At 49.7% G+C, this 23,222-nt stretch carries 15 protein-coding genes, 1 tRNA gene and 1 pseudogene; 8 read left to right on the forward strand and 9 right to left on the reverse strand.

The window, feature by feature from the left end; genetic code table 11:
• The first annotated feature begins 5 nt into the window (after positions 1-5).
• On the forward strand, positions 6-1,664 hold the full coding sequence (gene treC, locus AAH450_RS18725) for an alpha,alpha-phosphotrehalase (RefSeq protein ID WP_342911581.1): 1,659 nt from the start codon (positions 6-8) through the stop codon (positions 1,662-1,664).
• A 215-nt stretch (positions 1,665-1,879) separates the two neighbouring features.
• On the opposite strand, the gene AAH450_RS18730 is transcribed toward treC, so the two are convergent.
• Positions 1,880-2,620 carry a carbonic anhydrase gene (locus tag AAH450_RS18730; protein ID WP_318791616.1) on the reverse strand — a complete coding sequence of 247 codons (741 nt, stop codon included), beginning with the start codon at positions 2,618-2,620 and terminating at the stop codon, positions 1,880-1,882.
• A 596-nt stretch (positions 2,621-3,216) separates the two neighbouring features.
• Positions 3,217-3,423 (reverse strand): hypothetical protein, encoded by a 207-nt coding sequence (locus tag AAH450_RS18735; protein ID WP_318791615.1) that lies wholly within the window; start codon positions 3,421-3,423, stop codon positions 3,217-3,219.
• Between the two features lie 323 nt (positions 3,424-3,746).
• Here AAH450_RS18735 and AAH450_RS18740 point away from each other — a divergent pair, with 323 nt between their 5' ends.
• Positions 3,747-4,082, forward strand: a complete 336-nt coding sequence (locus AAH450_RS18740) for an NIPSNAP family protein (protein ID WP_342911582.1) — start codon at positions 3,747-3,749, stop codon at positions 4,080-4,082.
• Between the two features lie 1,240 nt (positions 4,083-5,322).
• On the opposite strand, the gene AAH450_RS18745 is transcribed toward AAH450_RS18740, so the two are convergent.
• Positions 5,323-7,272, reverse strand: a complete 1,950-nt coding sequence (locus AAH450_RS18745) for an NACHT domain-containing protein (RefSeq protein WP_342911583.1) — start codon at positions 7,270-7,272, stop codon at positions 5,323-5,325.
• A 255-nt stretch (positions 7,273-7,527) separates the two neighbouring features.
• Positions 7,528-8,445, reverse strand: a pseudogene (locus AAH450_RS18750) (DNA primase family protein); the annotation flags it as partial.
• A gap of 353 nt (positions 8,446-8,798) precedes the next feature.
• Between AAH450_RS18750 and AAH450_RS18755 the strand changes: the two are divergent.
• The gene (locus tag AAH450_RS18755) at positions 8,799-11,285 is read left to right on the forward strand and encodes a BsuBI/PstI family type II restriction endonuclease (protein ID WP_342911584.1); all 2,487 of its coding nucleotides are present in this window, start codon (positions 8,799-8,801) and stop codon (positions 11,283-11,285) included.
• A gap of 808 nt (positions 11,286-12,093) precedes the next feature.
• On the opposite strand, the gene AAH450_RS18760 is transcribed toward AAH450_RS18755, so the two are convergent.
• Positions 12,094-12,178 (reverse strand) — tRNA-Leu (locus tag AAH450_RS18760).
• Positions 12,179-12,499: 321 nt separating this feature from the next.
• Between AAH450_RS18760 and AAH450_RS18765 the strand changes: the two genes are divergently transcribed.
• From AAH450_RS18765 to AAH450_RS18775, 3 genes are all read left to right on the forward strand, one after another.
• Positions 12,500-13,006 (forward strand): YjjA family protein, encoded by a 507-nt coding sequence (locus AAH450_RS18765; protein ID WP_342911585.1) that lies wholly within the window; start codon positions 12,500-12,502, stop codon positions 13,004-13,006.
• 569 nt (positions 13,007-13,575) lie between these two features.
• Positions 13,576-15,078 (forward strand): helicase HerA-like C-terminal domain-containing protein, encoded by a 1,503-nt coding sequence (locus AAH450_RS18770; protein ID WP_342911586.1) that lies wholly within the window; start codon positions 13,576-13,578, stop codon positions 15,076-15,078.
• 199 nt (positions 15,079-15,277) lie between these two features.
• Positions 15,278-16,579: a DUF445 domain-containing protein gene (locus AAH450_RS18775; protein ID WP_342911587.1), complete on the forward strand. Its 1,302-nt coding sequence runs from the start codon at positions 15,278-15,280 to the stop codon at positions 16,577-16,579.
• A gap of 10 nt (positions 16,580-16,589) precedes the next feature.
• On the opposite strand, the gene AAH450_RS18780 is transcribed toward AAH450_RS18775, so the two are convergent.
• From AAH450_RS18780 to lptF, 4 genes are all read right to left on the reverse strand, one after another.
• On the reverse strand, positions 16,590-17,801 hold the full coding sequence (locus AAH450_RS18780; protein ID WP_342911588.1) for a YsnF/AvaK domain-containing protein: 1,212 nt from the start codon (positions 17,799-17,801) through the stop codon (positions 16,590-16,592).
• Positions 17,802-17,823: 22 nt separating this feature from the next.
• Positions 17,824-18,237 carry a DUF2382 domain-containing protein gene (locus AAH450_RS18785; protein WP_342911589.1) on the reverse strand — a complete coding sequence of 138 codons (414 nt, stop codon included), beginning with the start codon at positions 18,235-18,237 and terminating at the stop codon, positions 17,824-17,826.
• 562 nt (positions 18,238-18,799) lie between these two features.
• Entirely contained in the window at positions 18,800-19,876 is a 1,077-nt protein-coding gene (lptG, locus tag AAH450_RS18790) for an LPS export ABC transporter permease LptG (RefSeq protein ID WP_342911590.1), read from the reverse strand.
• Complete coding sequence (gene lptF, locus AAH450_RS18795; RefSeq protein ID WP_342911591.1) at positions 19,876-20,976, reverse strand: LPS export ABC transporter permease LptF; 1,101 nt, start codon at positions 20,974-20,976, stop codon at positions 19,876-19,878. The genes lptG and lptF overlap by 1 nt, the downstream gene beginning before the upstream one ends.
• 268 nt (positions 20,977-21,244) lie before the next feature.
• Between lptF and pepA the strand changes: the two genes are divergently transcribed.
• Together pepA and AAH450_RS18805 are read left to right on the forward strand one after the other, a co-directional pair.
• The gene (gene pepA / locus AAH450_RS18800) at positions 21,245-22,756 is read left to right on the forward strand and encodes a leucyl aminopeptidase (RefSeq protein ID WP_318791597.1); all 1,512 of its coding nucleotides are present in this window, start codon (positions 21,245-21,247) and stop codon (positions 22,754-22,756) included.
• A 6-nt stretch (positions 22,757-22,762) separates the two neighbouring features.
• Complete coding sequence (locus AAH450_RS18805) at positions 22,763-23,218, forward strand: DNA polymerase III subunit chi (protein ID WP_342911592.1); 456 nt, start codon at positions 22,763-22,765, stop codon at positions 23,216-23,218.
• Positions 23,219-23,222 lie beyond the last annotated feature (4 nt).

The raw sequence follows: 23,222 nt of genomic DNA on the forward strand, positions 1-23,222 counted from the left end.
ACAACATGAAAGACGAAGCGCACTGGTGGCAGAGCGGGGTTATCTACCAGATATACCCGCGTAGTTTTCAGGACAGCAGCGGCAACGGTATTGGCGATATTCGGGGGATTACACAACGTCTGGATTATCTGCAATGGCTGGGTGTGAGTGCGATCTGGCTAACGCCGGTCTATTCCTCGCCGCAGGTAGATAACGGATATGACGTCGCTGATTATTACGCCATTGATCCTCTGTTTGGCACCATGGAAGATTTTGACGCGCTGGTCGCCGCTGCGCACGAGCGTCAAATCAGGGTGATCATGGATATGGTGTTTAATCATACCTCCACGGAACATCCCTGGTTTAAAGCTGCTGCGGGCGACCGCAACAGTCCGTGGCGAGATTTTTATATCTGGCGTGATGGCAAAGAAGGAAGGCTGCCGAATAACTGGCATTCTAAATTTGGCGGCAGTGTCTGGAGTTGGCATGAAGAGAGCCAGCAATTCTACCTGCACTCCTTTTCTGCGCATCAGGCAGATTTAAACTGGGAAAATCCGGATGTGCGCAATGCGCTGAAAGATATTTGTCATTTCTGGGCGGACAAAGGCGTGGACGGGTTACGTCTTGATGTCATCAACCTGGTTTCAAAACATCCCGATCTGCCGGATGACTATGAAGGTGACGGACGCCGTTTTTACACTGACGGCCCCTCAATCCACGATTTTCTGCAGGAGATGAGTCAGGATGTGTTCCAGCCCCGTGGGTTGATGACGGTGGGTGAAATGTCTTCCACGCAGCTTGAACACTGCCAGCGCTATGCCCGTGTAGATGGTAAAGAGTTGTCGATGACCTTCAACTTTCATCATCTGAAAATTGATTATCCTGGCGGGGAAAAATGGACGCTGGCTTCGCCGGACAGAGTGGCGCTGAAACGAATATTTTCTGAGTGGCAATGCGGCATGCACGGACGGGCATGGAATGCGCTGTTTTGGTGTAACCACGATCAGCCCCGCATTGTGTCGCGCCTGGGTGATGATGGCTCTTTGCGCACGGTTTCGGCCAAAATGCTGGCAATGGTATTACATGGCATGCAGGGCACCCCGTATATCTATCAGGGCGAGGAGATCGGCATGACCAATGCTCACTTTAGTTATATTGATCAATATCGTGACGTCGAAAGCCTGAATATGTATAAGATTTTGCGCATCCATCATCAAGAGGATGCGGTTATGGCGGTGCTGGCGGCCAGGTCACGCGACAACGCCAGGACGCCGGTACAGTGGGATAGCGGAGAAAATGCTGGCTTCACCAACGGCCAAAGCTGGATCGATATTGCTGATAATTATCGTGACATCAACGTGGTGCAGGAAAGAGAGAATACTGATTCGGTGCTGTACACTTATCGGCACCTTATCGCGCTCCGTAAAAGCATGCCGATCCTGACCTCGGGCAATTATGTTGATCTCGATCCAGCATCAGAAGTGTGTTGGTGCTACCAGAGACGCAACAGTGATAATACATTGTTGGTGATCGCCAATCTTAGTCCCGACCCTATTTCACTTCCCGACAGGCTTGTTCCCCTTGAGAAGGAGTGGAAGCTGGTATGTGCAAATTATCATCATCCAGCCCAACAGCTGGACACGGGGAGCTTACGCCCTTATGAATGTGTCTGGTTAATAAAGTAATCCGGGCAGGCAATCTGCCCGGAAAAAGTAATAAGAACAACTCAAAGTTATGCAGTGGCATATGCCGGTCCGGGCCAGCAGCAGGCCGCCACTGCCCTGGGAAGTAAAACCTTTGCTGTACTAACAGAGAGCGGTCTGGCATGGCCGCATCAGAATTTTTCGTTTTCCAAATGGCCCCTGACCACTGGTCCGGTTATTTAAAAACAGGGGGGCAGCTATACCGTGAAGAACTCGACCCTGCCACCAGCAAGATGATACATGCTGCCAACGATTTTGATTTTTTTCTGATCTTCCAGATTTTTTAGCACCGGGCTGTTTTTACGGATATTCTCGATGGTTAACTCGACATTTTTACGCGCTACCGCATCAACAAAGTCGTAATTGCTTCCTTTACGTTCTCCGCTGTATTCTGTTTTATCGATCGCCGGTTTAATCTCATCCAGCAGCCCTGTGAGATTGCCCAGTTCAGCATTATCAATAGCACCACGCACTGCCCCACAGCGGGTATGTCCCATCACCAGCACCAATTTCGCGCCAGCAAGAGCGCAGGCGAACTCCATGCTGCCCAGGATATCGCGATTGCTGATATTGCCCGCTACACGGGAGTTAAAGGTTTCACCAATACCCGCATCCAGCACAATTTCCGCCGGCGCGCGTGAGTCAATGCAACTGAGGATCACTGCCGCAGGATATTGGCTGGCGGTGCTTGAACGTTTCTGCGCAAGGTAATCATGTTTTGCCGGACGATTTTCCCGGAAACGTAGGTTGCCCTGTTTAAAATGCTCAATCACTGCATCCGGGGTCATAGCATCACGCTCCTGCTGACTCAGTGAGGCGGCGAAAGAGATGGTTGGTAGCGATAAGGCTGTCAGGCCAGTGACCGATAAGGCGGAAACTGCCAGAGTTTGTTTCAGGATGTTCCGGCGTGAAAGCTGGACTGGCTGGTTCTGTTGCATGAGGCGATCCTTGTTACTGAGTTAACTCAAATTGCGGCGATAATACCCAGGCAAAAGTTAATAAAACTGCAACCACAATTTTTTTCTGTGCAAACGCTGGGCGCACGACAGCGTTGGATTAGCTGCTGGAGGGGCTAACCAGTAACTGCCCCTGCCCGCAATCTGCTCTTTTCAGCAACAGAACTCCGGCATGATAATTCCCCCTGAAGGAAGGTTGCGCCGGTAAAAAAGCCAGCATTGACCGAAGAGCATCCCGGAGTGCGGCTGCGCCTTAAACGTCCTTGCCGCAATAACTCTGTGCGGCGGCATAAGCCCAGGCGGTGATAGCCGGGGCAGAAATTTTATTTCTGACGCGTTGTTTGATGGACGGCGGCTGAGGATGACTGGTCTCTTCACGCATGAATGTCAGAGGATTGGCACGGGGCAGACGCTGCGCTTAACGGAACAAGCGTCATTTCCATTCTGCATCGGGCTGGATGCCTTTGTCTGAATGGGGCGGCAATCTGTTGGTTACCAGAATATGCAGCCAGGCTGAAGGGGGTGTAGCTGGTATGACGGGGCATGGGTGTTAATTGAAGGGGCCTCAGCCCCTTCTTTCAGGGATCGGGCACTACTGAAATCACGGTGAAATCAGCAACCCCTGCTACTCCCGCGCCCGGACGATTAAACCGGGCGGTATCCTGCAACACGGCTTCATGCACTTCGCTCTGTGAAGGTTCACCCTCACTATGTAAGAAAACTTCTTCTGAATGAGTTTCATCACCGCTTTTATGTTCATAAGTGATTTTGAATTTAGTGCTCATCTACTCTCCTCCTTTTAGTGGGAGATGTAATTTTAGACGACGGTAGCCATAAAGCCCCATTGGTAATTATCGCCCTCGGCCTGATGGTGGATGACGCGGTGATTGGCGTAGAAACGATGGTTACCCGCCTGGAAGCGGGCGATACCCGCGGGCGGGCAGGCTAAATTAATATTAGATAGAAATGGCTTATTAATTATTGTCCCCTCTTACAAAAAACGTCACTTCTGCTCCCCCGCACCATAACTAACAGCCCTACTTTCTTTAACCAGCCGAATGAGTTAGCGTCATTGAAACAGTTTCTCATGGTCATGGATGGAGAAGGTATGAAGAATAGGATCGTCGAAATACTGCAATACACCTTGAAAAAAGGTTCTGGTGAAGAGTTTCATCAGGTCATGCTTGAAGTCAGTGTTCCCCTACATGCAAAGAACGGCATTGATGTCGTTGCGTATGGAAACTCTCTGCACGATGCTGACAGCTACTACCTCATACGTGCTTTTGAGAGCGAAGAACAGATGAAAAGCGTTCTTGAAGATTTCTACGCAAGTGCAGGCTGGAGAAGTGGTCCAAGAGAAGCCATCATCGACAGAATTGAGACAAGCCTGAAATCGGTTTTGGCACTTTCGCTTAGCGCGGTGGATGGTCTGAGGAACAAATGAAAAAGTAAAAATAGCAAAAGCCGTGACGCAATTGACCTGCTCTTTGTTGATTAGTACGCCCCGATGTTAGTGATGTCTACATATTGATCCGTTCCCCTTATGGGATCCTGGGGGCGGGTCAAAACTATACCGTCATCATCTGACAGCTTACAGGCTTTTGCTTCAGGCTTAGCAGTACGAACCTTCACATTACTCAGAACTGTGATGAGTATCCTTTCAAGGGTTCGGTGTGGGTACAAACATTGTCGAAACGGGATATACACCCAGATGTACCTACATCAGTAAGTTGATGTAGATTGAATCAGGTTGACTTAGGTTGACTGAAAAGCGGGGTAAAACCTTGTGGGAACAAGATTTACAGGCAAAAAAGCCACCTATAAGGTGACAGATTTTTTCATACGTATTCATGGTGCGAAGGCCGGACTCAAACAATAATGCAACAGAATGTTTTAATTGAGTTTTTTATAAGTTAAACCCAAGAGTGCTCCTTTTTGTGCCCCCGAGTGAATACATGGCTATGTGTTTAAAAACAGACAGTTATGGACTTGATTAAAAATAACCCATTTCTTTTTTTTTATAAATTTGTTCTTTCAGTTCGGTTCCGTGCCGTAGACCCTTACCGGCACTACCGCCCCTAAAATTTTAATATCTACTCAGAAAAAAAGATTTAACTGAAAAGTGTTCACCCTGTTCACCTTTAATTTTTATTGATTATTATCATGGTGTTAGCCGGTGATTACTTGCATGGGTTCTATTCACCACTCTTCACCCTAGGTGAACACTATCCACTTTAAATCGCTAAAAATTGAATTTGCTAGTTTGTTTTTTGGACGACTATATTTTACACGGCATTTGCCCGGTTTCACCGCTTGGTAAATTGAAGTTAGGCTCATGGATCATGCAAAACAACGCGAATTTGCATATCGGCCATCTTCTACGTCTTATTGCGGCCATAAACGAGAACCAGAAATTAAGTACTTTATCTTGTTTCAATTAATTAGTAATAGTTTATAAATTACGTCAGAGATCGTCTAAAAAATTACCGACCAATATCAAAATCACTCCTTTCAACATAAGCGGCTTGAAAGATCCTAATATATCCATTTTGAAATTTTTTATTATAATTACCATGTTACATGAGTGGTTGAGAGTCATTTATTAATAAGGTGTGTTATATTATTTCCGCTCTTATATGATGTCAAGGGGTTATGGCGAGATTAATAGGCCTCGCCATAGTGCATCAATATGATTTATATCTCTCTAAGAAAGATGGTTTGCTTTTAATAGGGGTTTTTTTATTTTTTATATAAAACGATGTATGGAAATCAGTAAGTTTATTTCTATAACAATTCATTATTTGTTTTTTTGTCGCGTCATTTAATGTTTCTATATGAGCGTTAAGAGGGATCTTTTGTTGCTCTTTGGAATTCATTAACTTAAGAATAGTATCTTCGTTAGTGCTTAAAACATGCATTACATCATCTGCATAATTATTTCTTAATTCGGTAGCGAATGAGTTTAATATATTAAGTATTTCATTTGTTGGGCCAATTATCATCCCACCCTTTTTTTTATTATGACCCGGTGAATTTGTTATAAATTCATCTTTATATTTAATGCTTTTTGTACCTCGAGGAATAAATACTATGAATGATTCGCTTAATTCCTTTTTTATAAGATTTGTTAGATTTCTATCATCTATTGAAACCGTACTCTCATCGATTTTAACTCCCAACTTTGTTAGATAAGGCTCAAGTATGTAATTTATGGAGTCTATTTTATCTATTCTTCCTAAGAAATAAATGAAATCAAGCATGTGTTCTGTAGTTGTTATCCTTTCGCTGATTATTGCACAGTATTTTTCTTTTGCCCCATCACTAAGAGGTTGTGTTTTAATGAATTCGGCAGCATGATACTCTTGTATTGATTTATGAGGGAATGTGTAAAACTGATCTGAGTCTTTTATTAAAAGAGATGTAATATTTTTTATGTCAGTTATTAAATCTCTTGAAAGGTCTCTGTAATTTGCAGTATTTTCAGTTTCTGGATTGATTAGTTCCATCGCTTCAAATGCTTTTTTTTGAATTTCTTTTTCAGTCATGGAGGTCATTTCATCAAATAAAGTCACAAAACACAATGCGCAGAACATGTCATAACTAAATGATCTCGAAGCACTTTTTACAATTTTATCCCTTCCTGAAAAGCGTTTTATTTTATCATGAGTCTCATACATTACATCAAAGATGCTTTTATAAAATTCTATAGTGTCATTCGGTATTACCTTCATGAATGGGAAGCATTTTATGAATAATATGACTAAGATAGGTGTCTTTAGTGAAGATGAGAATTTAGGATTTGAATTTAAGGCGTTTTCAGCAGTGCTAACGTCAATTTGTGTACCTGCTCTCTTTATCATTCCGATAACATCATTTACATTCAAGTTTTCTATTTGGAGCTGCTTTATTCCTGATGTGTCGCATATTATAGTGTCTGGCCGTGATGACGTTATGATTTGAGTCTTTAAATTTTCATTGATATTTATTATTTCTTTTAATATATCTTCGCGTTTCGCTGTTTGTACTTCATCAAAACCATCAAGAAAAATTACAACTCTACCAGATGTGAACAATGAATTTAAAGATTCAAGATTGCAGTCTACTCCTACTTGCTCAACAAATGTTAAGATTTCAGTAAAGATTGAGTCGCTTTTCATTGCGCTTAAGTTTATAAAGAATGGTAGCTTATCACCATGTTCTATTTGGTTTATAAGTATTTTCCTTAGGATTGTGCTTTTACCTTGACCTGCAGTTCCTGATACATTTGTTATTTTTTCATCAGAAATATAAAAGCTATCGTTTATGGTGAGTATTTCCTCCTCTTTCTTTTCGTTTTTTGTCTTCTTTTTTATTTTGATAGGATAGTAAGTCGTGCTGATACTTGTTTTATTTTCCGGATCTAACAACGTATATGACGAAAGATTCTTTTCTATACAAACCTCGATATATTTAAGGTAATATAAATCTTTTCCAGTTATCTCATCATAGATCTTTCTGCCTGCATCACTACCGTGCCTCCATTTGAGGCTTTTTATTTTACTAACTAAATTATCTAATGATACTTTTACTGTGCTGTTTATTAATGCTTTGCCAGCGATGCTGGCAGCTCCTGTCAAAATTGTATCAATTGCCATTGTGAGACCTTGTGCTTTAGTAGGTTAAGATGAATAAGTTTTACCCTTTAAAGAGAATATTATCAACATTTATACTTGAGAAATTTTAAAGTATCTATATCTCCAAAAAAAGAAAATTTAGGATGCGATTCCAAACATGCGTAAGTTGCGGGTCCAGTACTAAGAGTAACTGGCTTTAAGGGGCACAATCACCTATTCCTCATTGATTTACGTGCCGAAATGTTTGTAATTAAAGTTTGTAGCCTGTCGTCTGGCTTATGCATCGCAGCGCGGCAGCCATTCGGCTTCACAGTCCTCGCTCAGCTCCAGGCTGGTCTGGATGCCGTTCTTTGTCTTGCGCTTCAGCAGCTCTATCTCGTACTCCTTCAGCGTCTGCGGTACAGCCTGGCCGAACGCCGTCAGGCTCATGGGGTATTGGTGCCCTCTGGCCTCCATAAACGACAGGTAGGCGTGATAGAGATAGCGACGCGGATTCATCGGGCGGATATTTGCGTTGCCGATAAACAGCCCAGTCGGCGTGCTCAGCGGCGTCAGGTAGCCACAGAAATCGACCAGCGGGTCGGCGCTGCGCTTGATTTCCAGCGCTTCCTCAGACGACTGCTGTGCCTGTAGCAGCTCGCGGGCATCATCAGGTCGGGTGAAGCGCTGCATCAGGTGGCGCACGATAACCGCCAGCTCACCGGCAATCTTTTCCAGCAGCTGCGGGTCACGTTCGCTTGCCGGTATCACGTCCGGGAATGGCAGGATACCCCGCCGACGCGACACGCCGCAGCTGCGGTCGCTGAAGCGCATCGGGTTGTTGTTCACCGCCAGAATTACCGCCGGGATGTGGGGTGAATAGGCGTCACGGTACTTGGGGTCACCGCCGGTAAGCGCCCTGATGCCCGCGCCGTCACCGCTCCACTTTTCCTGATCCGGCAGGATAATCAGCGAGTAGCCGACCACGCTTGCACGTTCGCGAGATGACTCCAGCGTGTCGATGGTGGCGGCCGTGGTATTGTCCTCTCCGGCCAGCAGGCGGGCAATCGACGCCATCACGCTTTTCCCACTGCCGCCGGGGCCTGTCACCTCAAGGAACATCTGCCAGTCGTAGCGGTTTGCCAGCACCATAAATAACGCCGCGAGGATACGCTCCTGTTTTGCCTCATTGCGTCCGGCCGCCCGCGTCAGCCAGCAGGGCATTTGATGAGGCCAAAAAAATGGTGACGGATAAAATTATCGGTACGCTTAGTGCCCTAAAGAGAAGAATGAAAACGGCAAAACACTTACCGCTTTGAAATTTCAAGGTATTCATTCAGCTATGTGACTCGAAGCAAGAAACCTTCGACACGGAGGATTCAGATTAATGAAGAAAGAAGCTCCACTGACCAGTGGTGGTGAATCATTTAGTTAACGCTATACCTTCTTCCCTTAGCCATTTGTAGTAATATTGTCCCCTTGTGAGGCGTTTTTGATTCTTAAGATTAACTTTTAATGGAAGAGAACAAAACGCAGCTTTAAATTTTTAGCAAATAAGTGGAAATACGATGCGTCTTTTGGAATTGGCTGAACAGAATAGAAAAGAAGCAAATAAGCTACTCAACCCTAAGACTAAATCGGCACTCGGTCAATTTATGACTCCAGCCCCGATTTGTCTGTTCATGGCAAGTCTGTTCGACAACATCGAAAGTGACGTAAAGTTACTTGATCCTGGCTGTGGGGTGGGATCACTGTCCGCTGCATTCGTAGATCGAGCCTTATCCTTAGGAGTTGAAAGAATAGAGCTTGACGTCTATGACGTCGAAGAGGTGATGCTACCATTTTTGGATAATACATTAAGAGCATGTGCAAATGAATTTGGGGGAAAATTATCACATAAAATCAATAATAAAGATTACATTATCGAGACAAGTCTGCGCATAGCAAACCTTTTCAATCTTGAAGAGATTGCAACGTATACTCATGTAATCATGAACCCCCCGTACAAAAAAATTCTATCATCAAGCCCTCACCGAATCTCGATGAGCAATGCAGGAATTGAAACGGTCAATTTATACTCGGGATTCGTTGCTTTATCTTTAAAACAGTTGAAATTGGGGGGAGAAATAGTAGCAATCATTCCTCGATCTTTCTGTAATGGCCCGTACTATCAATCTTTCCGCGAACAGTTACTTTCGGAAACATCCATCAAGCATATTCATATTTTTGACTCTCGAAATACTGCTTTTGCCGAAGATGAAGTTCTTCAAGAAAATATCATCATTCACTGCATTAAAGGTGTATCTCAAGACGAAGTTATAATCACTTCGAGTCCAACCTCTGATTTTCATCTTGATGAAGAAACCGGGCAAATAACAGCCACCGACATGACTCAACGTAAGGTTTCGATCGATAAAATAGTAAAACCTACGGATAAACAGAAATTCATTCATATTGCAGCAAGTCCGCGTGAGCAGGACATAATTGAAAGATTGTCACCATTCACATCAACTTTAGACGATCTAAAAATTCAGGTCAGTACAGGTCCTGTCGTTGACTTTCGGCTTCGAGATGACCTGCGCGAAACTTTAGATTCAGAATCCGTCCCGCTTCTTTTCCCCCAGCATTTAAACGGGAAAATTCATTGGCCCCTTGTCGGAAAAAAGCCAAATGCTATAAGAGTATCAGATTCATCACGCCCATGGCTTTGGAAAAATGAAGGCTACTTTCTAATCATTAAAAGATTTAGTAGTAAAGAAGAAAAACGTCGAATCGTAGCAACTTTGTATGACTCATCTCTTCCGGGTGATTTGATCGGTTTTGATAATAAAACCAATGTCTTCCATATTAAAAAAGTTGGTATGGACGCAGATCTTGCCCGTGGACTTTATGTTTATTTGAACTGCACTTTGTTGGACAAATACTATCGCCAGTTTGGCGGACACACTCAAATAAATGCCTCAGACCTAAGATCGATCCACTACCCATCACTGGAAATCCTGCGGAGAATGGGCAGTGAGTTAGACGGTGAAGTACTTAGTCAGAACCAAATAGATGAAATAATTAACAGGGAATTAGATCTGATGACAGAAGGAAAAACGACTAATCCATTGAAAGCTCAAGAAAAAATAGAACAAACTCTTGAGATTTTGCGCTTATTGGGGATGCCACGAGCTCAGCTAAATGAACGTTCAGCACTGACCTTACTCGCTCTTCTTGACCTTCACCCTGACGGACATTGGTCAAAAATACAACGACCAATGATAGGCGTCACTCCGATCATGGATTGGTGTAGAAACGTATATGGTAAGGAATATGCGCCGAACACACGTGAGACGTTCCGCCGGCAAACACTTCATCAATTTTGTGATGGTGGAATTGCTCTATACAACCCTGATGAACCTAACCGTGCGGTTAACTCTCCTAAAGCCTGCTACCAAATAGCACCTGAATTGCATACTGTACTGCTAACATATGATACTCCCGAATGGGATGAATCGCTCAAAAGGCATATGGCGAACATATCCACCCTGGTTGAGCAATATGCAATGGCAAGAAAAATGGAAATGATCCCTGTGAAGCTGAACGATGGAACAGATCTCATCTTAAGCCCAGGCGCCCACAGCCAGTTAATTAAGGATATTATTGTTGAATTTGGCCCTCGCTTCGCCCCAGAAGCCGAAGTTATATATATCGGCGACACTGGTGCGAAAGAAGATCATTTCCGCAAGGAGCGGCTTGCCGAGCTGGGAGTAACTGTTAATCGCAAAGGAAAACTGCCCGATGTTGTACTCTATTGGGAAGAACGTAATTGGTTATTGCTAATCGAGTCAGTCACCTCGCATGGCCCAGTTGACGGAAAGCGACACGGAGAATTAGCAAAATTATTTGCGAGTGCAAAACCCGGATTGGTGTATGTCACGGCATTTCCTGACCGTAAAGTAATGGCTAAATATCTTATGGATCTATCATGGGAAACAGAGGTTTGGGTCGCCGATGCACCTACTCATATGATTCATCTGAATGGTGATCGATTCCTCGGCCCACATACATAAAATAAAAAGAGCAATCATTGATGGAGCCTGAAACTGGCTCCATTTTTAAAAAATTTGCAGATGTCAATGCGGCCAATCGCAGCAGTCCAAAATAGTATTGCAAGGTAAGGAGCAATCTTACGGGCGTGAATTTTACGGTTGTTGCGTTTTGTTGCTGCTATATTTATCGCCATGATTGCTTTCAGAATAGTCCACTGTCGGGGCATTCCACCAAGTTATCGAAAAGCTCATTAATAAATTCGAATGCAAAACCACCCTATCAAATGGTATCGAAGGCAATAAGTGCCCACTACGTGCCGTGTTGAGCACATAAGGAAAGGCGGAGCGTAGCGACTTCTGCAGAAATGCTGACGACTTATTATGGCTTCTTATTAAGTAGCCATTTTGATCCGGTGGCTGAAACCCTGGCAGAACCGCATTTTTTCTCAATCCGTATAGTCTTCCCATCATTACATCTGATTATTTGCTGCAACATCATCTCGACGTGTTGCATCATGGATGCGCCGCACGAACTGCGAACCATATTGACAAGAGTTTCAGGAAGAGGGTTTGAGACGCTGGTGAGATATTCCGGCTTCACAGGGAAAATGGAACGAATAGAGCTGCGACATAATTCTATGTCATCAGTGCTGACTGTTCACTTTTTCTTCGGGATTGAGCCTGGAAACTTTCTGAAGATGTTTGATAACGTCACAAAAGTCACTTCTAAACACAGCGGCAATCGTTAGTGAAGTTATTCAAGCAAAAAACACAGACAAGAAAGACAATACTTAGATTAACTCTTTGTTTATAACCCCTTTTTCTTGATTGGTGCCGAAGGCCGGAATCGAACCGGCACGCCTCGCGGCGGTTGATTTTGAATCAACTGCGTCTACCGATTTCGCCACTTCGGCACTGAAGGGTATGCGGAAAACGTTGTGGATTATACCGTTACCCTCTCAGCACGCAACTACTATCCGCCCCGATGTGATGCAAGTGCTGAAAAATCCACCGGCAGGCTCCTTCTTAAGCATAAACAGAAGTTCTGGCCTTGCCCTGGAATCGATAAAATGCTCACCAGGCAACTCTGCTCCTTAAGACAAATCTCAAAGCCCGCCTCCTGCCCTTCTCTGTTCTGCAACAGCGGAACTCCCCTGCATTCCGACAGTCCCAAAGGAACATAAAGCGTGATGCCGGGAGGGCGCGCGCCGGATAACAAACGTAAAGGGTTAACTATGAAAGCTTCTAAGATGGTTTTGGCATTGACGGTTTCTGCTTCCTTGTTCGCTGGTGTGGCCTCGGCGGCCAGCTGGCAGGATCAGCTGAGCAGCGCGGCTTCTTCGCTCAGCCAGAATTCTAACTCCTCCAGTTCTACCACTTCACCGCAGCCGACTGGCACCTCTCTGGGAGCGCTGGCCGGGTTGTTGAACGGCGGTAATCAGTCGCTCAGCTCCAGCACCATGACTAACGCCACGGGCGTGTTGCAATACTGCATGAAGAATAACCTGGTGGATAACAACGTCAGCTCAGTGAAAGATCAGCTGCTGGGCAAGCTGGGCCTGACTGATACCACCAAACAGCAGGAAACCACCGACTACAAACAGGGCCTGATGGGTCTGCTGAATACCGGCAACAACCAGCAGGTGAACCTGAGCAGTCTGGGCGACACCGCTATGGGCAAGAAGGTGAAAACCAAAGCCTGTGACCTGGTGCTGAAGCAGGGCAAAAACTTTATCTCCTGATAAAGCCGAGCCTGTTGATTATCACAAGATCTCCTCACTTGTGATAAGACCAGGCAGTTGATCATACAGACAATATTTTTATCATGGAGAAGGCGAGCCTGCTGCTCATAAAGAGATTTTCTCTCTTACAGTAAAGGCGAGCGTCACTGTTGATGATTACCAGGCTGAACCTGTACCGATCACAGTAAGGCTCTCTCCTCACTCTCTCTAAAACGGTGAGGCTGTCCCCTCACCGTCTTCCCGCGAGCCGCCACTGTGCGGCTCGTTTTTATTTCACCATAAGCTTGAGGCTCAACAGCGCCATTACGCTTCCGCCCGGACGATCAAACATCGCCTTATAGCGCAAAGTGGTGCGAGGGCCGCGCGAAGAGAGCGCCCGGCAACAGCGCGCCACCAATCGTGGTCACCGACAGAATTGCCGTCGCCATTTTTCTCGCCTCCTGAGAACTATCCCGATATAACATACGCATGGCGGGCTAAAAAGGGCAATCCCCTTCTCGCCTCGCTGCGTACCGGGCGCTACGCTTAAAGGATAAGTTGCCCATTTGCTTACTTCAGGGATTACATCAATGACCGAACCACTGCTGATTGCCAAATCTGCCGGCCTCCCGGTGAACTTACTGCCCGGCATGGCCAACCGCCACGGGCTGATTACCGGCGCGACCGGAACCGGCAAAACCGTCACGCTGCAAAAGCTGGCGGAGAGTTTTTCCAGTATCGGCGTTCCGGTCTTTATGGCCGATGTGAAAGGCGACCTGACCGGTATTGCCAGAGAAGGCGAGGCCTCAGAGAAGCTAATGGCGCGGCTGGCGAAGATCGGTGTGACGGAGTGGTCACCGCAGGGCAATCCGGTTGTGCTGTGGGATATCTTCGGCGAGAAAGGCCATCCTGTGCGCGCCACCGTTACCGATCTCGGTCCGCTGCTGCTGGCTCGTTTGCTTAACCTCAATGAGGTACAGAGCGGCGTACTGCACATTATCTTCCGTGTGGCGGATGATCAGGGTCTGCTGTTACTGGACTTCAAAGACCTGCGGGCGATGACGCAGTACATTGGTGATAACGCCAAAAGTTTCCAGACGCAGTATGGCAATATCAACAGCGCATCGGTCGGCGCCATTCAGCGCGGGCTGCTGACCCTGGAGCAGCAGGGCGCGGAGTATTTCTTCGGCGAGCCGATGCTCGATATCAAAGACTGGATGCGTACGGACAGCAACGGCAAAGGCATCATCAATATCCTCTCGGCAGAGAAGCTCTACCAGATGCCGAAACTCTACGCTACCAGCCTGCTGTGGATGCTCTCCGAGCTGTATGAACAGCTACCGGAAGCGGGCGATCGTGATAAGCCAAAGCTGGTGTTCTTCTTTGATGAGGCACATCTGTTGTTCAGCGACGCGCCTCAGGTATTACTGGATAAAATTGAGCAGGTCATCCGACTGATCCGCTCAAAAGCGGTAGGCGTTTATTTTGTGTCGCAAAACCCGGCAGACATCCCCGATACGGTGCTTGGCCAGTTGGGGAACCGCGTACAGCATGCGCTGCGTGCGTTCACGCCGAAAGATCAGAAAGCGGTGAAAGTGGCGGCGCAAACCATGCGTGCCAATCCCGCCTTTGATACCGTGACCGCCATTCAGGAGCTGGGCACCGGCGAGGCGCTTATCTCTTTCCTGGATGAGAAAGGGAGTCCATCGATGGTGCAGCGTGCCTCGGTGATAGCGCCGTTCTCGCGGATGGGGCCGGTTACTGAGGACGAACGTAACGGACTGATCAATCACTCGCCGCTCTCGGGCAAGTATGAAGAGGCGGTAGATCGTGAGTCCGCTTACGAGAAGCTGAGCAAAGGCGTGCAGGCGGCCACGGAAGAAGCCAAAGCACCCCCGGCGAAAGGCAATAATGTTGCGGTGGATGACGGTATTCTGGGCGGGCTGAAGGATATTCTGTTTGGCAGCACCGGCCCGCGCGGCGGCAAGCGCGACGGCATAGTGCAGAGCGTGGCGAAAAGCGCGGCGCGTCAGGTCACCAGCCAGATTATCCGCGGCGTGCTGGGCAGCATTATGGGCGGCAGGAAGCGCTGAGCGGCTGGATCAGAAAAGAGGGAATAGCAGCGGGCTGCGCGATCTCCAGTAAGTCACTACTCTGCGGCACCAGCCAAAGGAGATTAACACTCTGCCGTCAGCCCTGCTACAGTCAGAGGCTGCGTTAAAAGCGCCAACAGGGACAAGCCCGGCAATGGGCTGAATTAAGGAAAGCAGTAACCGGGAGAGCAGAGCATCCATGGATAAAGAATCAGAACTGATCAGAGCAAAACGGACGCCGCTGCTGCTGCTGTGCGGCGCCGCCCTTCTCTTTATTGCCACCGTACTTTACCCGCTGTGGTATCCCACAAATCACTGGGTTGGCGCCCTGAAAGCGGTATCGGAAGCCTCAATGGTCGGCGCACTGGCGGACTGGTTTGCGGTCAGCGCGCTGTTCCGCCGCGTGCCGATCCCGCTGGTGGGCCGCCACACCGCCATTATCCCCCGCAATAAAGATCGCATCGCCGATAACCTGGCGATGTTTGTTCAGGATAAATTTCTTAATACCGAATCCCTGCTGACGCTGATCCGACGTCACGATCCGGCGCAGATCATCGCCAGGTGGCTGAGCCAGCCGGACAACGCTGCACGGCTTGGCGGCTATCTGCTGAAGATTGTTCGCGGCTTTCTGGATCTGGCCGATGACACGCGTATTCAGGCGTTTATGCGCCGCGCTATCCACAAGGCGATTGATAAGGTCGATCTGACGCAGTCCGCCGCGATGGTGCTGGAGAGCCTGACCAAAAATAACCGGCATCAGGCGCTGCTGGATGACGCCATCGCGCAGGTGCTGCATCTGGTGAACAAGCCCGGCACGCACGACTTTATCGCCCAGCAGGTGATGCGATGGCTGAAGCGGGAACATCCGCTGAAAGAGAAGATGCTGCCGACGGAATGGGTCGGAGAAAAAAGCGCGGAGCTGGCCGCCAACGCGGTGAAGTCGATTCTCAGCGATATTGAGCAGGATGGCGCGCACGAGATCCGTCAGGGCTTTAACCGGGCGGTACAACGGTTGATTGAGCGGCTGCGCAGCGATCCGGAGATGGTGGAGAAAGCGGAAGAGATCAAAGCTTATCTCAAGCAGGATGAGGCGCTGAACACCTATATCAGCCAGCTGTGGGGCGACCTGCGCAACTGGCTGAAGGAGGATCTGGATAAGCCAGACTCTGTGCTGCATGCAAAAGTCAGCGCGGCCGGTCAGTGGCTGGGCGAAACGCTGATGCAGGACGCCAGCCTGCGCGCCTCGCTGAATCAGCATATGGAAGAGGCCGCCACCAGCGCCGCGCCGGAGTTCTCCGCCTTTCTCAGTAGCCATATCAGCGACACGGTGAAAAGCTGGGATGCAAAAGATATGTCCCATCAGGTTGAGTTGAACATCGGCAAGGATTTACAGCGCATCCGGATTAACGGCACGGTGGTAGGTGGCGTGATTGGTCTAATCTTATGGGGAGTGACGCAGCTTCCCGCGCTGATCGACTGGATCCGCGCGGGAGCTTTATAAAGGCAGAGGGTTATTTAGGGTCGTCATCAAGGCGCGACAGATCGTGCTCCGTGTCGCCCTCTTTTTCCACCTTCACTTCCTGGCGACGTACGCTCTCTTTCACCGTTTCCACGCGCTCGGTGCCTTCGCTTCGTACGCCCACCTCTTCACGGATGTGGGCGGTTTTACTGACCACCGGCACTTCGTGGGACTCTTCCACCTCAATGGTCTTGTCAGACCAGTCAACGTCGTTGAGATAGGAGGGGTCATCTACCGCATGGCGGAACACTTCGGCATGCTGATCGTAGAGCGAAATGTCTTCAGAGACTGACTCTTCCACCGTGTAACGGCGCAGGCGAACAAAGCCGTCGCTGACCTGACGTTTACCAATCTCTACCTCTTCCTCAGCCAGCGTCAACCCTTCGCGCTGATCATCGCGCTGGAGTCCGCCACCGGTGACCGACGCTACCCCTTCACTGGCCAGTGGGCGGTCTGCCCCTTCATTGTAGAGCGGTTCGTCGGTGGCGAAACGGTCATCACTCTCTGTACCCAGACGGCTGTCCGCCCCGGTAGTAAGAAGATCGTCCGTATCTGTCCCCAGGCGACTGTTTGCTCCGGTGGTAAGACGGTCGTCCGTATCTGTCCCCAGGCGACTGTTTGCTCCGGTGGTAAGACGGTCGTCCGTATCCGTGCCCAGGCGACTCTCCGCTCCGGTGGTAAGACGGTCGTCCGTATCCGTCTCATAGCCTCCGCCCGAGGTGGTGGTAAGAGGATCGTTATTATCCCTTACCGGACTGCCACCCAATGTAGCGGCAAGAGAGTCATCTTTTTCCGTCTCATAGCTTCCCCCCACGCCTCTGGAAAGCCGCTCATCCGTCTCCCCCAGCAACTGACGATCCGTTCCCTGCCCCGCGCCTGGCGTCAGGCTGGAGTAATCACTGGAATATTGATCCAGCAGCATCTCGACGTTACCTGCTTCCTCTTTCGAGACGCGAACGGTCAGCAACACCCCGCCGGTTTGCAGCGCACGGTTATATTCGCTGGCGTAACTTTCATCCACATCGTCACCAAAAATGCGCTGCCAGAAGCTGGGATGGCGGATCTCTTTGTCTTCCACCCGCAGGCGCTCACCAGAGATAATATCGATATTTTTCTCGGCGATGCCTTCGGCAATCAGCTTTTCACGGGCAACCTGCGCCTGCTGTTCCTGGTTAAATGCGGTAACGATTTTTTCATGTGCCATAACAGATTCCTCGTAAATGGGTTTAGGGTTTTCCTTTCTCCTTACGAATCTTCACCTCCTGGCTTCTGACCAAAACCTCTTGTTGATAAGGCTCTACTTTTTTGACTTTACGGATATGCACTTCTTCTTTCAGGATTTTCCGGCGGATAATTTCAACGCGCTCTTCGATAACCGGAATAATTAACAGGTCGCCTTCATAACGAACTTCAGCAGAGTAGTCATCCTCTACCAGCTGGTTCTTAATAATATGTTTAATCTCCACTTCATCGCGTGCTAATTCGGTTTCAAGCAGCTCGGCAGCGGAGGTAGTAGTCCGCTCGATTCTGATGCGGCTGTCCAGCACGCGAGCCTTGGTGAGAGTGGCATGCTCCTCTGACAGCGGCAGCCGTTGCTCCTCACCGGAAGCTCGCTTCGGGGGATCAGATTTGCCGCCCATAGCGACTCCTTTAATAAGGCAAGGGATTAATTACGCGAAGTAATTAAATCTTAGCGCAGCCGGAACGCTTTAGCGGGGGGAAGGAAAATAAAATGTAATGGAAAATTTTTTTCACTGACAAAGCTAAATTAAGACTGGCCCTTATTGTTAACATAAATCACCTTCAGCGATAGCGCCGTCAGCTTATTATCTTTAAGTCTGCTTTTAATTTTTAAATAAAAATAACTAACACAGGTAATTGCAATAAGCGAAGCCGCAGACAAGGTCATTATATTACCGTTTTTCTCTGAACCAGCCGATAGCAGAGGTTCTGTCAACGCCGCGCCGGGAAAGTGACACCACAGAGATTAAAGCGATCCGCGCCTGGCCCTCCTGCGTCGGTTTCATCAGCCCTTGCCGCCTGCTGAAAGTGACATTCTTTAATAAGCGGGAATGATGTCGGCACGGTTTGCGGGCGATAAAAACAACTCAGGCTCGCCAGCTTTCGCTGGTGAGCCTGAGTTCTGATGCGGTTTCAGTATGACTGTAAGCTGACAGCGTATGTGCTGCCTGACAGGGCTGATTAACGTCGTTTCAGCAGCATATAGACGCTGATGGCGAAGAACGCTGCGCTTGGTAGCAACGCGCCGAGGACAGGCGGGATGTTGTACACCAGGCTCAGCGGCCCGAAGATCTGATCCAGCACGTAGAACAGGAAACCGAAGCTGATACCGGTGACTACCCGCATCCCCATCGATACGCTGCGCAGCGGGCCAAAGATGAACGACAGTGCCATCAGCATCATCACCGCCACCGACAGCGGCTGGAAGATTTTGCTCCACATGTTCAGCTGATAGCGCCCGGCAACCTGGCCGCTCTGCTTCAGATACTTCACATAGTTATAGAGGCCGCTGATAGAGAGCGCATCCGGGTCCAGCGCCACTACGCCCAGCTTGTCTGGCGTCAGCGTGGTTTTCCATTCGCCGCTCAGCGTCTGGCTGCCGCTGACCTGCTTCGGATTGGTGAGGTCAGACTGATCCACCTGCGCCAAATCCCAGGACTTTTTATCCGCGTTGTACTTAGCGGAGGCCGCGTAGCGCACGTTTTGCAGACGACGCTCTTTGTTGAAGCTGTAGATGCTGATGCCGGTCAGCTCACTGTTATCCTTGATGCGTTCAATAAAGATAAAGTTGTCGCCATCCTTTGCCCACAGGCCGTTCTGCGTGGAGAGCAGCGAACCGCCCACCAGCTGCTGCGCACGGTAGTTACGCGCCATCTGCTCGCCCTGCGGCGCCACAAACTCACCAATTGCCATGGTCAGCAGCACCAGCGGGATGGCCGTTTTCATCACCGAAGCGGCGATCTGCATCCGCGTAAAGCCGGAAGCCTGCATGACCACCAGCTCACTCCGCTGGGCCAGCGTCCCCAGCCCTAACAACGCGCCAAGCAGGGCGGCCATCGGGAAGAAGATTTCAATATCCTTCGGCACGCTGAGCACGGTATACAACCCGGCACCCAGCGCGGTGTATTCGCCCTGCCCGGTTTTGCGCAGCTGGTCCACGAACTTGATGATGCCCGAGAGCGACACCAGCATAAACAGCGTCGCCATAATGGTGTTGAAGATCGTTTTACCGATATATCTGTCGAGTACGCCAAACATCAGACGGAGCCTCCCTTGCTGAAGCGGGCACGGAGACGCCGCATGGGCACGGTATCCCACAGATTAAGCAGCACGGCCAGCGCCAGGTAAGAGATATTCACCACCCACATCCAGACCGCAGGATCGAGGCGGCCTTTCTGGCCGCTGGAGCGCAGCGAACTCTGCAACAGGAAGAAGATCAGATAGAGCAGCATAGCGGGCAGCATCGACAGAACCCGGCCCTGACGTGGGTTAACCACGCTGAGCGGCACTACCATTAACGCCATCACCAGCACCGAGAACACCAGCGTGATGCGCCAGTGGAACTCGCTTCTGAACTCTGGCTTGCTGGACTGCGCCAGCGTTTTGAAATCCATCTGCTCGGCATCGTTCGGGTCCAGCACCACGTCCTGGTGCCCGACTATCGCCTGATAGTTTACGAAGTCCGTGATGCGGAAATCGCGCAGCATCGCCGTGCCTTCAAATCGGGTACCTTTCTCCAGCGTCACCACCTGCGAGCCGTCTGGCCGCTGGGTCATATGGCCTTTATCAGCCAGCACCACAGAAGGACGGGCATTGCCTTTAGGCCGCAGCTGCGCCAGGAAGACGTTGCCAAAGGTGTTGCCCTTAACGTTCTCAATGAACATGACCGACTGGCCATCCCCCGACTGCTGGAACTGCCCGGCAGCCAGCGCCGCGGCGCCTGGGTTAGCTTTTGCATTCTGCGTAACTTCGCTTTGATAGCGGGAAGACCAGGGGCCAAGCCAGGCGACATTGACAGCAGCCACCACCGCGGTGAACAGCATCAGCACCATAGCGGCCTTCACCAGCACCGCTTTGCTCAGGCCGCAGGCATGCATCACCGTGATCTCGCTTTCGGTGTATAACCGCCCAAGCGTCATCAAAATGGCTAAAAACAGGCTCAGTGGCAGGATAAGCTGCGCCATTTCTGGCACGCCAAGGCCCAATAATGTCAGGACTAAATTTGTTGGAATTTCGCCATCCACCGCGGCTCCCAAAATCCTGACTAACTTCTGACAAAAGAAGATCAGTAGCAGGATGAAGAGGATAGCCAGCTGGCTTTTGAGCGTTTCCCTAACCAGATATCTAATGATGATCACGCTGAGTACGCCTGTGAAAACTTGTCTTTTTGCAGGAAAATCGCTAGTTTCATCGCTTATACGCCATTTTTTCTCATCAATGGCCTCCGTCATAGCTAAAATAGTATGACAACAATCGCGTTCTGGTGATGCAAAAAAAAACGTATTATCACCAAAACTCATTCAGACGCCCGATACCCCAGTGGCGTAATGCCTGGCACCGAGCTTGACGAAAGCGCTACATTCTAGCCGCAGCAAGCGCCGTTGTCTTTAAGATTCAGGAGAGTGCATGGAGTTCAGTGTAAAAAGCGGTAGCCCGGAAAAGCAGCGCAGTGCCTGTATCGTGGTTGGCGTGTTTGAACCGCGCAGGCTGTCACCGATTGCTGAACAGCTGGATAAGATCAGCGATGGCTACATCAGCGCCCTGCTCCGCCGGGGCGAACTGGAAGGCAAAGTCGGCCAGACTTTGCTGCTTCATCACGTGCCCAATATCCTCTCTGAGCGCATTCTGCTGATTGGCTGCGGCAAAGAGCGCGAGCTTGATGAGCGTCAGTACAAGCAGGTGATCCAGAAAACCATCAACACGCTGAACGATACCGGTTCAATGGAAGCGGTCTGCTTCCTGACCGAGCTACACGTTAAAGGCCGCAACACTTACTGGAAAGTGCGCCAGGCAGTGGAGACCTCTAAAGAGACGTTGTACAGCTTCGATCAGCTGAAAAGCAATAAAACCGAGCCACGCCGTCCGCTGCGCAAAATGGTCTTTAACGTGCCTACCCGCCGTGAACTCACCAGCGGCGAGCGCGCCATTCAGCACGGTCTGGCCGTAGCTGCTGGTGTTAAAGCCGCGAAAGATCTTGGGAATATGCCGCCAAACATCTGTAACGCCGCCTACCTGGCTTCTCAGGCGCGTCAGCTGGCCGATGCCTACAGCAAGAACATCACTACCCGCGTGATTGGCGAGCAGCAGATGAAAGAGCTGGGCATGAACGCCTATCTGGCCGTGGGACAAGGCTCGCAGAACGAGTCGCTGATGTCGGTTATCGAATACAAAGGCAGCCCGGACGCAGAGAGCAAGCCCATCGTACTGGTCGGCAAAGGCGTCACCTTCGACTCCGGCGGCATCTCCATCAAGCCGGGCGAAGCGATGGACGAGATGAAATATGACATGTGCGGCGCGGCGTCGGTCTACGGCGTGATGCGTATGGTGGCGGAGCTGAATCTGCCGCTGAACGTGGTGGGCGTGCTGGCAGGCTGTGAAAACATGCCTGGTGGCCGCGCTTATCGTCCGGGGGACGTGCTGACCACCATGTCCGGTCAGACCGTGGAAGTGCTGAATACTGATGCGGAAGGCCGTCTGGTGCTGTGCGATGCGCTGACCTACGTGGAACGTTTTGATCCGGACGTAGTGATTGATGTCGCTACCCTGACCGGTGCCTGCGTGATTGCGCTGGGTCACCACGTCAGCGGCCTGCTGTCGAACCACAACCCGCTGGCGCATGAGCTGATTGGCGCCTCTGAACAGGCGGGTGACCGCGCCTGGCGTCTGCCGATGGCAGATGAATATCAGGAGCAGCTGGACTCCAACTTTGCCGATATGGCAAACATTGGTGGCCGCCCTGGCGGAGCGATTACCGCCGCCTGCTTCCTGGCGCGTTTTGCCCGTAAATATAACTGGGCGCATCTGGACATCGCGGGTACGGCCTGGCGCTCCGGCAAAGCCAAAGGGGCCACCGGCCGTCCTGTGGCGCTGCTCTCCCAGTTCCTGCTGAACCGTGCTGGCCTTAACGGCGACGATTAAAAACTGATGAAAACCGCAACCTTCTATCTGCTGGAAACCGATACCCCGGTTGACGGGATCAGCGCCCTTGAGGCGCTGGTCTGCGATATAGCAGAGGCGCGCTGGCGCGAGGGGAAACGCGTATTGATAGCCTGTGAGGATGAAGCGCAGGCTGTCCGGCTGGACGAAGCGCTGTGGCAGCGTCCGGCGAACGCCTTTGTGCCGCATAATCTGGCGGGTGAAGGACCGAAGTATGGCGCACCGGTTGAGCTGGCGTGGCCACAGCGTCGGGGAAACGCCCCGCGTGACCTGCTGATCAGCCTGCTGCCGCAGTTTGCAGATTTTGCCACCGCTTTCTATGAAGTGGTAGACTTCGTCCCTTACGAAGAATCATTGAAACAGCTGGCGCGCGACCGCTACAAAGCGTATCGCAGCGTTGGATTCCACTTGAATACGGCACCGCCTCCCGTGCCTAAGACATAGCAGA

This window comes from Erwinia magellanica, from assembly GCF_039023495.1.
Taxonomy (GTDB): domain Bacteria; phylum Pseudomonadota; class Gammaproteobacteria; order Enterobacterales; family Enterobacteriaceae; genus Erwinia.